Raw genomic sequence first — 12,053 nt, forward strand, 5'->3', positions numbered from 1 at the left:
GGTCGTCCCGGGCCGCCGCGGCGCTCGGCGTCAGCGACTGTCCGAACCGTCGGTCTCCACGGCCGCGCGGCCCGCCTCCAGGCGTGCCACCGGCACCCGGAACGGCGAGCAGGACACGTAGTCCAGGCCGACCTCGTGGAAGAAGTGCACCGAGTCGGGGTCGCCGCCGTGCTCGCCGCAGACGCCGAGCTTCAGCCCGGGGCGTGCGGCCCGACCCTCCTCGGCGGCGATCCGCACCAGCCGGCCGACGCCGTCGCGGTCGATCGACTCGAACGGCGAGATGCCGAAGATGCCCAGCTCCAGGTACCGCCAGAAGAAAGCGCCCTCGACGTCGTCCCGGGAGAAGCCCCAGCCCATCTGCGTCAGGTCGTTGGTGCCGAACGAGAAGAACTCGGCGGCCTCGGCGATCTGGCCGGCGGTCAGCGCCGCCCGGGGCACCTCGATCATCGTGCCGATCAGCACCTCGACGCCGCTGTCCCCGACCACCTCGGCGATGATTCTCTCGGCCTCTGCGCGTACCGTCTCCAGCTCCTGCACGGCCCCGACCAGCGGCACCATGATCTCGGGGCGGGCGACGCCGCCGGCGCGGACGACCGCGACGGCCGCCTCGGCGATGGCCCGGACCTGCATGGCGAACAGGCCGGGGATGACGAGGCCGAGACGTACGCCCCGCAGCCCGAGCATCGGGTTCTCCTCGTGCATCCGCCGGACGGCGGCCAGCAGCGCCTCCTCCTTGGCCACGTCCTCGCCGCGTTCCTGGGCGACCGCCACGTTGACCGCGAGCTGTTCCAGCGGCGGCAGGAACTCGTGCAGGGGCGGGTCGATGAGCCGGACGGTGACCGGCAGCCCGTCCATCTCCCGGAAGATCTCCTCGAAGTCGGCCCGCTGCAACGGCAGCAGCGCCGCCAGCGCCTCGTCGCGCTCAGCTGCGGCCCGGGCGAGGATCAGCCGTTCCACCAGCTCGCGCCGGTCGCCGAGGAACATGTGCTCGGTGCGGCACAGGCCGATGCCCTCGGCGCCGAAGCGCCGGGCACGGGCCGCGTCCGCGCCGGTGTCGGCGTTCGTGCGGACCGCCAGCCGCCGCTTCCCGTCGGCGTGCGTCATGATCCGGTGTACGGCCCGGACCAACGGGTTGTCGACGTGCTCGGCGTCGATGCTGCCCTCGAAGTACTGCACGACCTCCGACGGCATGACCGGCACCTCGCCCAGGTAGACCTTGCCGGTAGTGCCGTCGATGGAGACGACGTCGCCCTCGTCGACGGTCTGCCCGGCCACGGTGAACCGCTTCGCGGGCACGTTGACGTCGATCTCGTCCGCGCCGGACACGCAGGTCTTGCCCATCCCCCGGGCCACCACGGCGGCGTGACTGGTCTTGCCGCCGCGCGAGGTGAGGATGCCCTTCGCCGCGATCATGCCGTTCAGGTCGTCCGGGTTGGTCTCCCGGCGGACCAGGATCACCGACTCACCCTCGGCGGCCAGCTCGACGGCCCGCGCGGAGGTGAAGACCACCTTGCCGGACGCCGCGCCGGGCGACGCGCCGATGCCCGTGGCGACCGCCTCGAACTCGTGGTCGAGCTGGAAGCGCGGGAACATGAGCTGGGCGAGCTGCGCGCCGTTGACCCGGTGCAGCGCCTCGTCCTCGTCGATCAGGCCCTCGTCGACGAGCTGCCCGGCGATGACGAACGCGGCGGCGGCCGTCCGCTTGCCCACCCGGGTCTGCAACATCCACAGCTTGCCGCGCTCGATGGTGAACTCGATGTCGCACAGGTCCCGGTAGTGCTCCTCCAACCGGGCCATGATCGACAACAGCTCGTCGTAGGAGGACTTGTCCAGCCGCTCCAACTCCTGCAACGGCACGGTGTTGCGGATGCCGGCGACCACGTCCTCGCCCTGGGCGTTGGCCAGGTAGTCACCGTAGATGCCCTGCGCGCCGCTGCCCGGGTCGCGGGTGAACGCGACGCCGGTGCCGGAGTCCGGGCCCAGGTTGCCGAAGACCATGGTCACCACGTTGACGGCGGTGCCGAGGTCGGCCGGGATGCGCTCCTGGCGGCGGTAGAGCACCGCGCGCTCGGCGTTCCACGACTCGAAGACGGCCCGGATGGCCAGGTCGAGCTGCTCACGCGGCTGCTGCGGGAACTCGCGGCCGGTGTGCTTGGCGAAGATCTTCTTGTACGCGTCGACCAGCCCTCGCAGGTCGTCCGCGTCCAGGTCCAGGTCGTTGTGCGTACCCTTGGCGCTCTTGACCTCGTCGAGGGCGTGCTCGAACTCCTCGCCCGGCACCTCGCAGACGGTCTTGCCGAACATCTGGATGAGTCGGCGGTACGAGTCCCAGGCGAAGCGGTCGTTCTGGCCCGCCTGGGCGGCGAGCCCCACCACGCTCTGGTCGTTGAGGCCGACGTTGAGGACGGTCTCCATCATGCCGGGCATGGAGAACTTGGCGCCGGAACGGACGGACACCAGCAGCGGGTCATGCGGGTCGCCGAGGCGCTTGCCCATCTCGCGCTCAAGCGCCTGAAGGTGCGTCTCGATCTGACCGGCGAGGCCGTCCGGCTCCCGCCCGGTCGCGAGGTACGCCTGGCAGGCCTCGGTGGTGATGGTGAAGCCGGGCGGTACGGGCAGGCCGAGGTTGGTCATCTCGGCCAGGTTGGCGCCCTTGCCCCCGAGCAGGTCCTTGAGGTCCTTGTTGCCCTCGGAGAAGTCGTAGACGTACTTGTGATCGTCGGTCTCTTGCGCTGCCACCAGAGCCTCCCACGCGCGCCGGATTGACACTTAACGAAGGTTCAGGCCGAAAGGCTAAGCGAAGATCGGGTGGGCTGGGACCGTTCGGTGACAATAGGCACAGCCATCACGACTATCCGCGTTCGTACCGGTTTTTGGGAACGCTTCCACGAGCACGATCACGCAATTTCTCCGGTCCTCGTATTGTTGACGACACTGGTTGTGCTGAAGCTCGCTTTTGCCATATCCGACGCGAAATAACCCCTTCCGGAGCCGTCGTCGTGTCAACCCTCCCGCTTCCCACCCCCGCCCCCGACCCGGACGCCGCTGCCGACCTGCGCACCGCTGGCGACCCCGTCGCGCTGCCCGCGCACCAGCCGGACGCCGGCGACCTGGCCGCGCTCGCCGCGCGGGCGGCCGGTGACGACCTGCTCTCCCCGCCGGCACGGCTCGACGACGTCGTGCCGGCGCCGGAACGGGTCGAGGCGGACCCGGGGGTGACGTTCGTGCTCGACGGCGACACCGCCATCCGGGTCACCGCCCAGGCGGACGCCCAGCAGGTCGCCGACCACCTGGCCCGACTGCTCCGCCCGGCGACCGGGTTCCCGCTGCCCGTCGCCGACACCCTCGCGGCCGACCCGAGCGGCACCCTGACCCTCACCCTGGCCGGTACGACCCCGCCGCCCTCCGGCACCGACGCCGGGCGCGCCGACCTCGGAGCGGAGGGCTACCGGCTCGACGTGACCGCCACCGAGGTACGCGTCGTCGCCGACACCGCCACCGGTCTCTTCTACGGCGTCCAGACGCTCCGGCAGCTGCTCCCGGCCGCCGTGGAGAGCCCGACCCCGGTGGCCGTCCGCTGGGCGTTGCCCGGCGGCACGATCCTGGACCGCCCCCGCTTCCCGTACCGGGGCGCGATGCTCGACGTGGCGCGACACTTCTTCGCCGTCGAGGACGTCCTGCGGGTGATCGACCATCTGGCCCGCTACAAGCTCAACCACCTGCACCTGCACCTCACCGACGACCAGGGCTGGCGCATCGCCGTGGACTCCTGGCCGAAGCTGGCCACCGTCGGCGGGGCGACCGAGGTCGGCGGCGGCCCCGGCGGGCACTACACCAAGGCCGACTACCTGCGGATCGTCTCGTACGCCACCGACCGGCACGTCACCGTCGTCCCGGAGATCGACCTGCCCGGCCACACCAACGCGGCGCTCGTCGCGTACCCGAGCCTCGCGCCGGACAAGATCGCGCCCGCGCCGTACACCGGCACCGAGGTCGGCTTCAGCTACGTCGACCCGGCCGACGAGCAGACGTACGACTTCATCGCCGACGTGCTCGGCGAGGTCGCCGCCCTCACGCCCGGACCGTGGCTGCACATCGGCGGCGACGAGGCGTTCAAGGTCAAGGGCGAGGTCTACACCGGTTTCGTGGAGAGGGCACAGCGACTCGTCGCCGACACCGGCAAGACCGTGGTCGGCTGGCACCAGCTCGCCCCGGCCGCGCACAGCGACGGGCGGGTCCTGCAATGGTGGGGTACGGACACCGACGACCCCACCACCGCCGACGCCGTCCGCCGGGGCGCCCGGCTGATCGTCTCCCCCGGCAACCGCGCCTACCTGGACATGAAGTACGCCGAGGACACCCCGATCGGGCACGACTGGGCCGGCCTCATCGACGTGCACCGCGCGTACGACTGGGATCCGGGCACACACGTCACCGGCGTGCCCACCACGGCCGTCCTCGGCGTGGAAGCCCCGCTGTGGACCGAATCGGTCACCTCGCTGGCCGACATCGAGTTCCTGCTGCTCCCCCGGCTCCCCGCCATCGCCGAGCTGGGCTGGTCGCCCCGGGCGACACACGACTGGGCCGGTTTCCGGGACCGCCTGGCCGGACACGGCCCGCGCTGGTCCACCGCCGGGATCACCTTCCACCGCAGCCCCGAGATCCCCTGGCCGGCGACACCCACCATCCCGGGCCAACACGGCGCACTCCAGGCGGACCCGACGACCCCGTAACGGCGCGGCACCTCCCGCAGGTCACCCTGAGGTCGCCAGCGGGGAATGATCGACTCGGGATCCCCGATATCGGGGTGTCCCGCACGCCCGGACACCCCGACATCGCCGACGTCGAGTCGATCACGCCCCCGACCGACGGCGAATGCCGCACATCGCCCCGAGGGGACGCCGGATCGGCGCCGGTGATCGACTCCGGGTCGGCGATGTGGGGGCGTCCCTCTGCGCGGATGCCCCCAGGTCGGCGCTCTGGTGACGATCACGCCGGTGAGGCCCGTGCACGGCGTCACGGATGCGATGTCTGTCCGGTTTTGGGCCGTCGGCATGCTGTGGTCGGTGACACCGGGCGGGCGGAATCGCGGGCCGGGCGGGGTCGTTATACCTGGCACGCCGCCGCGACCCCCGAGTCCCAGCCCTGGCAGCCGGAAACAGCCGCCGGGGTCGGCGTCGTTACACCCCCGCACCCCACCGGCTCGGCCCGGCCGATCGCCGCCGGGAACACCCGCCGGACCGACGTCGTTACACCCCCGCACCACCGAGCACCACGCCGGCTCGCCCCGACCAACCCCGGCCGGGAACACCCACCGAGCCGACGTCGTTACACCCCCGCACGGCCGAGCACCACCGGCCGTCCCCCGGCCCCCCGGCAGGGAATGACCTGCCGGCCCGGACCGTTGCACCACCCCCCGCGCAGACCCCTCTTATTGGGTCGCCGGGCCGATCCGAATCTTTCCGCCCGGCACGCCCCCGTGTGCCGAGCGCGTATCCCCCGATGAAGCAGAGGAGCACGCCACCATGCGTACCGATCTGATTCGCAAGACCGCCCTGACCACCGCCGGCCTCGCCTTCACCGCAGGCGCCATCGCCGGCCCCGTCACCACCGCCTTCGCCGCCGAAAACACCACCACGCCCGTGTCCCAGACGGCGGCCGACCGCAACGGCCACAGCGAGCGTCAACTCGGCGTGCGCTACGAAGCCCAACCCAACTTCTACTACTGCGGCCCCGCCGCCGCCCGCAACGCCCTGAGCGTGCAGGGCAAGAACATCAGCGTCGACGCCATGGCCAAGGAGATGGGCACCACCGAAGCCGGCACCAACTCCATCAACGACATCACCCCCGTGCTGAACAAGGAGACCGGCAAGACCGACGCCTACCACTCGGTCGAGATCAGCAAGCCCGACGCCGACGCCAAGCAGACCGACCAGCTGCGCGCCGACATCGTCCGCACCGTCGACAACGGCCGCGCCGTCGTCGCCAACATCGCCGGCACCAGCACCGACACCGACGGCAACACCCACTCCTTCGAAGGCGGGCACTACATCAGCGTCGTCGGCTACCGCGACAACGGCAACACCGTCCGCATCGCCGACTCCGCCGACCCCAACACCGCCGCCTACGACATCACCGTCGAGCACCTCGCCGACTGGATCGCCACCCGCGGCTACGCCACCAGCTAAGCACCAACCCAAAGGGCCGGACCCCACCACGGGGCCCGGCCCTTTCGGCATGCCTCGCGCCTCGCGCCCCGCGCCCCGCGCCCCGCGCCCCGCGCCCCGCGCCCCGCGCCCCGCGCCCCGCGCCCCGCGCCCCGCGCCAAGATCCTCACAACTTCGGGGATACTGCTGCCTCAGACGCGCCGGAAGCAGCAACATCCCCGATGTTGCGCGGATCTTGGCGACGAGTGATCCATCCGGGACCACCACCGGTCAGCCGCCGGAGTCGTCCATCTCGGCGCCCTCGGGGACGGTGTCGTCGTCGCGGCTGGCCAGCCAGCCGTCCGGCAGGGCGACCTTGCCCGGCGAGTTGGTACGGCCGCGCGGCTGACCCAGGGCGGTCAGCGGGAACGGCTCCGCCGGGTCGAGCTTGCCCAGCAGGTCGTCGAGCTGGGCAAGGCTCTCGATCATCGCCAGCGAGCGGCGCAGTTCGCCGCCGACCGGGAAGCCCTTCAGGTACCAGGCGACGTGCTTGCGGAAGTCGGTGCAGCCGTCCCGCTCACCCCGGGCCGGGTTGCGGGCGCCCGCCACGAACTGATCGACCAGCAGCTCGGCGTGCCGGCGCATGGTCAACGCCACCTCGCCGAGGGTGGGCAGCCGCCGCTCCGGCCGACCGTTGAAGGCGGCCTCCAGGTCGGCGAAGAGCCACGGCCGGCCGAGGCAGCCACGACCGACGACCACGCCGTCGACACCGGTGTGGGCGACCATCCGCAGCGCGTCGTCCGCCTCCCAGATGTCGCCGTTGCCGAGCACCGGCACATCCAGGGCCTGCTTCAACGTGGCGATCGCGTCCCAGTCGGCGGTGCCCGAGTAGCGCTGCGAGGCCGTACGCCCGTGCAGGGCCACCGCGGCGACGCCGGCCTCCTGCGCGGCGAGCCCCGCCTCGACGTACGTCAGGTGGTCGTCGTCGATGCCCTTGCGCATCTTGACCGTGACCGGCACGCCGGAGGGTGCGGCGGCATCCACCGCGGCCTTCACCAGGCGGGCGAAGAGCCGGCGCCGCCACGGCAGCGCCGCGCCGCCGCCCCGCCGCGTGACCTTGGGTACGGGGCAGCCGAAGTTGAGGTCGATGTGGTCGGCCAGGTTCCGCTCGACGACGATCCGCACGGCGGCGGCGGTGATCTCGGGATCGGTGCCGTAGAGCTGGAGGCTGCGCGGCTGCTCGTCGTCGCCGAACGCGATCATGCGCAGCGTCTTCGGGTTCCGCTCGACGAGCGCCCGGGTCGTGATCATCTCGCAGACGTAGATGCCGCCGCCCTGCTCGCGGCAGAGCCGACGGAAGCCGACGTTCGTGATCCCGGCCATCGGGGCGAGCACCACCGGCGGTGACACCTGGTACGGCCCGAGGGTCAACGGGCGCAGCGCGGGCACGGTCGAGGCGGTCACCGCACAAGTGTACGGGGCCCCGACCAGACGGTCGGGGCCCCGTGACCAGCTTCAGCAGCCGGGAAGACGCTCGATGAGGTACCGCTCGACCTGGTCCAGGGAGACGCGCTCCTGACCCATGGTGTCCCGGTTCCGGACGGTCACGGCGTTGTCGTCCAGGGTGTCGAAGTCGACGGTCACGCAGAACGGGGTGCCGATCTCGTCCTGCCGGCGGTAGCGGCGGCCGATCGCCTGCGAGTCGTCGAACTCCACCACCCAACGCTTGCGCAGCAGCGCGGCGAGGTCCTTCGCCTTGGGCGACAGCGCCTCGTTGCGCGACAGCGGCAGCACCGCCACCTTGACCGGGGCCAGTCGCGGGTCGAACCGCATGACCGTGCGCTTGTCCACGCCGCCCTTGGTGTTCGGGGCCTCGTCCTCGTCGTACGCCTCGAGCAGGAAGGCGAGCACCGCGCGGGTCAGACCGGCGGCCGGCTCGATGACGTACGGCATCCAGCGCTCACCCTTGGTCTGGTCGAAGTACGACAGGTCGACGCCGGAGTGCTTGCTGTGCGTGGAGAGGTCGAAGTCGGTGCGGTTGGCGACACCCTCCAGCTCGGCGAACTCGGTCCCGCCGAACTGGAACCGGTACTCGATGTCGACGGTGCGCTTCGAGTAGTGCGACAGCTTCTCGGCAGGGTGCTCGTACAGGCGCAGATTGTCCGCCGAGAGACCGAGGTCGAGGTACCAGTTCCAGCGCTCCTGGAGCCAGTACTCGTGCCACTCCTCGTCGGTGCCCGGCTCGACGAAGAACTCCATCTCCATCTGCTCGAACTCGCGGGTCCGGAAGATGAAGTTGCCCGGGGTGATCTCGTTGCGGAACGACTTGCCGGTCTGCGCGATGCCGAACGGGGGCTTCTTGCGCGCCACCGTCTCGACGTTCTTGTAGTTGACGAAGATGCCCTGCGCGGTCTCCGGACGCAGGTAGTGCAGCCCTTCGTCGCTCTCCACCGGGCCCAGGTACGTCTTCATGAGGCCGTTGAACATCTTCGGCTCGGTGAAGGTGCCCTTGTTGCCGCAGTTGGGGCAGTTGACCTCGGCGAGTGAGGCGGGCGGGTGGCCGTGCTTGGCCTCGTACGCCTCCTCGATGTGGTCCGCCCGGAACCGCTTGTGGCAGAACTGGCACTCGGTGAGCGGGTCGACGAACTCGGCGATGTGGCCGGACGCCTCCCACACCTTGCGGGCCAGGATCACCGCGGAGTCGAGACCGACGACGTCGTCGCGCTGCTGGACCATGGTCTTCCACCACTGCCGGCGGACGTTCTCCTTCAGCTCCACGCCGAGCGGACCGTAGTCCCACGCCGACCGGGTGCCTCCGTAGATCTCGCTGGAGGGGAAGACGAAGCCTCGGCGCTTGGCGAGGCTGACGACGGCGTCGATACGGTCGGCTGGCATGTTTCCTCCTACGCCGGCTGGCGGTCGGCGGGGGCGAGATGTGGATGGATCGGTCGGTTCGGGACAACGGTACGACCACCGCCGCCCCGAGCCCAGCAGAATACCGGGGGCGGGTCAGCTCACCCCGCAGACCTCCATGCCACCGGTCTGACCGTCCTGACCCAGGTTGACCTGCTGCCGCTCCCGTTCGCCGCCGTCCAGGGTCACGTCCACCGGCACGGTCAGGTTGGTGGTGTCCACCTCACCCACTCGGAAGGCGGTGACCTGCGGCTCGGCGGCCGCCCGTCGCTCGAACTCGGGGCGGGACTCGCGCCGCTGCGCGTCGTCGCAGAGCTGGTCGTACGCCCGGCCGTAGTTGCGCTCGACGAGCGCCTGGTAGTAGTCGCCGGTCACCGTGCGGCCCTGCTCGCGTACCGCCTGCACGCCGGTCACGGCGAGGCCCACGATGGCCGTGCCACCTCCGCCGCAGCAGAGCAGCACGGCGAGGGCGCCGACGCCCAGGCCGATCCAGAGCCGGGTCCGGCGTCCTTCGGTGGGAGGCGCGGCGAAGGGCGGAGCCACACCGGGACCGGGCGGCGGGGCGGGTGCGGTCATAGGAGCAGGGTAGTGCCCGGCGGCTCAGCGGTAAGGACCTGCAGCCCGATCACTCTCGGCGACCACCACGGCTCCGCCCGGCGCGGCACTGGCGAGCGCCTCGTACGCGGACGGCTCGTCCACCGACTCGGCGAGCAGCGGCACCGCGCTCACCTTGACCTCGAAGGCGCCCAGTGCCCGCCGGTAGGTGCCGACCGACTCCCACTCGGTGACCAGTGACCAGTACCGGGGGTCGTCCAGGGCCCGGACCAGTTGGCCGCGCAGGTAGCCGGGGCAGGCGGCGAGCGCGGTGAGGGCGGCGTGCGCCCGTTCGGTGAAGCCGTCGGCGACATCGACGTCGACCACGAACCGGTTGGTCACCAGCACCGGGGGTTCCTCCTCGTAGAGTCTGTGGGATGCAGCGTACGCAGCGCCCTCTGCTCGCCCGGTTGGCCGGGGCGAACCCGACGTCGGTGTTCCTGCTCACCCTGGTGGTGGTGCTGGTGGCGTTCTTCACGCCGGGGGTGGTCGGCGGCCTGCTGACGCTGGCCCTCGCCGCCGCCCTGATCGCCCTGTTGGCGACCACGTGGCCGGTTCAGGCGCCGCAGACGAGGGTGGTCCGCCTGCTGATGCTGACGCTGCTGGTGACGGTGGGCCTGGCAAAGCTGCTCTGACATGCAAGCATGCGTTTTTGACAATCATTGTCGTTACCACGGACAGTTGGGAACATGAACAACCGCACCACGCCCCGCGTCCTGGCCGCCGCCGCTACCGCCCTGCTCGCCCTGGGGGCCGCCGCCGGCTGCTCCACCGGTGGCCCGGCCGGCGCCGATCCCCAACGGGTCGACGTGGTGGCCGCGTTCTACCCACTCCAGTTCGTCGCCGAGCGCGTCGGTGGCGACGCCGTTCGCGTGATCAACCTGGCCAAGCCCGGCGCCGAGCCCCACGACCTGGAGCTGAGCCCACGCCAGGTCGGTGAGATCACCGAGTCCGAGCTGATCGTCTACCTCAAGGGCTTCCAGCCCGCGGTGGACGAGGCGATCGCACAGGACGACGACGCCCCCGTGTTCGACGTGGCCAGCGTGCAGCCACTGATGGACGCCAGCGCCGGCGGCCACAACCACGAGGGCGACGAGGAGGGCGAGGAGGAGCACGGCCACGCCAAGGACCCGCACGTGTGGCTCGACCCGATCCGGCTCGCCGCCATCGGCGACAAGCTCGCCGAACGGTTCGGCACGGTCGATGAGAAGCACGCCGCCGACTACACCGCCCGCGCCGCGGCCCTGCGCGCCGACCTGACCGCCCTCGACGGCGAGTTCACCAAGGGCCTGGCGACCTGCCAGCGACGCGAGATCGTGACCAGCCACACCGCGTTCGGCTACCTCGCCGACCGCTACCGCCTCGACCAGGTCGGCATCACCGGGCTCAGCCCCGACGTCGAGCCCTCGCCACAGCGACTCGCCCACGTCATCGAGGAGGCGAAGGAACACCAGGCCACCACGATCTTCTTCGAGGCGCTGGTCAGCCCGAAGGTCGCCGAGACCATCGCCGGTCAGGTCGGCGCGAAGACCGCGGTGCTCGATCCGATCGAAGGACTCGCAGCGGGCAGCGACGCCGACTATTTTTCGGTGATGCGTAGCAACCTGCAGACCCTGCGGACGGCGTTGAGCTGCTCGTGAGCATCCCCGTCATCACTGTCGAGCACGGCGCGGTCGGCTACGAGGGCCGCGCCGTGCTCCGGGACGTCTCGCTCACCGTGTCCGCCGGCGAGGTGGTCGCGGTGCTCGGCGCCAACGGCTCCGGCAAGTCCACGCTGATCCGCACGATCCTCGGCCTGGTGCCGCTCAGCGCCGGCTCGATCACCCTCTTCGACCGGCCGTTGCGCCAGTTCCGCCAGTGGCAGCGCATCGGGTACGTCCCGCAGCGCCTCGGTGCCGGGTCGGGCGTGCCCGCCACCGTCCGCGAGGTGGTGGCCTCCGGCCGGCTGGCCCGCCGGGGCATCCTGCGCCCTCCCGGCGCCGCCGACCGGGCCGCCGTCGACGCGGCGCTGCGGGCGGTCGGGCTGGCCGACCGGGCCACCGATCCGGTGTCCACCCTCTCCGGTGGTCAGCAGCAGCGCACCCTGATCGCCCGCGCGCTGGCCGGTGAGCCGGAGCTGCTGATCCTCGACGAGCCCACCGCCGGGGTCGATGCGGCCAGCCAGGAGACGTTCGCGGGCGCGTTGCGCGACTTCGTGGCCGACGGCGGGACGGTACTGCTGGTGGCCCACGAGCTGGGCCCGCTGCGACCGGTGATCAGCCGGGCGATCGTCGTCCACCAGGGCGGCATCTGTCACGACGGCACGGTTCCGGACCCGGCCGGCCACCACGCGGAGCCCGACCACGACCACGTGCACCCGCACGGTCCCGACGAGCCCGCCGGGCTGTGGAGCAACTGACC

At 71.3% G+C, this 12,053-nt stretch carries 10 protein-coding genes; 5 read left to right on the forward strand and 5 right to left on the reverse strand.

Annotation, left to right across the window (positions count from 1 at the left end; genetic code table 11):
• Positions 1-30: 30 nt before the first annotated feature.
• Positions 31-2,739: a pyruvate, phosphate dikinase gene (ppdK, locus tag ACQPZK_RS24505; RefSeq protein WP_433535225.1), complete on the reverse strand. Its 2,709-nt coding sequence runs from the start codon at positions 2,737-2,739 to the stop codon at positions 31-33.
• Positions 2,740-2,999: 260 nt separating this feature from the next.
• Here ppdK and ACQPZK_RS24510 point away from each other — a divergent pair, with 260 nt between their 5' ends.
• Together ACQPZK_RS24510 and ACQPZK_RS24515 are read left to right on the forward strand one after the other, a co-directional pair.
• Positions 3,000-4,733 carry a beta-N-acetylhexosaminidase gene (locus ACQPZK_RS24510; RefSeq protein ID WP_433535226.1) on the forward strand — a complete coding sequence of 578 codons (1,734 nt, stop codon included), beginning with the start codon at positions 3,000-3,002 and terminating at the stop codon, positions 4,731-4,733.
• Between the two features lie 792 nt (positions 4,734-5,525).
• Positions 5,526-6,188: a C39 family peptidase gene (locus tag ACQPZK_RS24515; protein WP_433534736.1), complete on the forward strand. Its 663-nt coding sequence runs from the start codon at positions 5,526-5,528 to the stop codon at positions 6,186-6,188.
• A gap of 249 nt (positions 6,189-6,437) precedes the next feature.
• Here ACQPZK_RS24515 and dusB read toward each other — a convergent pair whose 3' ends face one another.
• The 4 genes from dusB to ACQPZK_RS24535 all read right to left on the reverse strand — a co-directional run bounded on the left by dusB (position 6,438) and on the right by ACQPZK_RS24535 (position 10,001).
• Positions 6,438-7,529 (reverse strand): tRNA dihydrouridine synthase DusB, encoded by a 1,092-nt coding sequence (gene dusB / locus ACQPZK_RS24520; protein WP_433539300.1) that lies wholly within the window; start codon positions 7,527-7,529, stop codon positions 6,438-6,440.
• Positions 7,530-7,661: 132 nt separating this feature from the next.
• Entirely contained in the window at positions 7,662-9,041 is a 1,380-nt protein-coding gene (locus ACQPZK_RS24525) for a glycine--tRNA ligase (protein ID WP_433535227.1), read from the reverse strand.
• A gap of 114 nt (positions 9,042-9,155) precedes the next feature.
• Positions 9,156-9,635: a hypothetical protein gene (locus tag ACQPZK_RS24530; protein WP_433535228.1), complete on the reverse strand. Its 480-nt coding sequence runs from the start codon at positions 9,633-9,635 to the stop codon at positions 9,156-9,158.
• A gap of 24 nt (positions 9,636-9,659) precedes the next feature.
• On the reverse strand, positions 9,660-10,001 hold the full coding sequence (locus tag ACQPZK_RS24535) for an antibiotic biosynthesis monooxygenase family protein (protein ID WP_007463893.1): 342 nt from the start codon (positions 9,999-10,001) through the stop codon (positions 9,660-9,662).
• A gap of 29 nt (positions 10,002-10,030) precedes the next feature.
• Here ACQPZK_RS24535 and ACQPZK_RS24540 point away from each other — a divergent pair, with 29 nt between their 5' ends.
• Genes ACQPZK_RS24540 through ACQPZK_RS24550 form a run of 3 tightly spaced genes read left to right on the forward strand, consistent with a single transcriptional unit; the run spans position 10,031 to position 12,051 of the window.
• A complete protein-coding gene (locus tag ACQPZK_RS24540) occupies positions 10,031-10,288 on the forward strand; it encodes a hypothetical protein (RefSeq protein ID WP_421472643.1) in 258 nt (85 codons plus the stop codon).
• A 54-nt stretch (positions 10,289-10,342) separates the two neighbouring features.
• A complete protein-coding gene (locus tag ACQPZK_RS24545; RefSeq protein ID WP_433535229.1) occupies positions 10,343-11,293 on the forward strand; it encodes a metal ABC transporter substrate-binding protein in 951 nt (316 codons plus the stop codon).
• Positions 11,290-12,051 carry a metal ABC transporter ATP-binding protein gene (locus tag ACQPZK_RS24550; protein ID WP_433535230.1) on the forward strand — a complete coding sequence of 254 codons (762 nt, stop codon included), beginning with the start codon at positions 11,290-11,292 and terminating at the stop codon, positions 12,049-12,051. The genes ACQPZK_RS24545 and ACQPZK_RS24550 overlap by 4 nt, the downstream gene beginning before the upstream one ends.
• Positions 12,052-12,053: the final 2 nt, after the last annotated feature.

The sequence above is a fragment of the Micromonospora sp. CA-249363 genome (assembly GCF_050950185.1).
In the GTDB taxonomy this organism is placed as follows: Bacteria; Actinomycetota; Actinomycetes; order Mycobacteriales; family Micromonosporaceae; genus Micromonospora.

Coding starts and splice junctions, on each gene's coding strand:
- ACQPZK_RS24540 (WP_421472643.1), top strand. CDS start 10,031: ATGCAGCGTACGCAGCGCCCTCTGCTCGCCCGGTTGGCCGGGGCGAAC.
- ACQPZK_RS24530 (WP_433535228.1), bottom strand. CDS start 9,635: ATGACCGCACCCGCCCCGCCGCCCGGTCCCGGTGTGGCTCCGCCCTTC.
- ACQPZK_RS24525 (WP_433535227.1), bottom strand. CDS start 9,041: ATGCCAGCCGACCGTATCGACGCCGTCGTCAGCCTCGCCAAGCGCCGA.
- ACQPZK_RS24515 (WP_433534736.1), top strand. CDS start 5,526: ATGCGTACCGATCTGATTCGCAAGACCGCCCTGACCACCGCCGGCCTC.
- dusB (WP_433539300.1), bottom strand. CDS start 7,529: ATGGCCGGGATCACGAACGTCGGCTTCCGTCGGCTCTGCCGCGAGCAG.
- ACQPZK_RS24545 (WP_433535229.1), top strand. CDS start 10,343: ATGAACAACCGCACCACGCCCCGCGTCCTGGCCGCCGCCGCTACCGCC.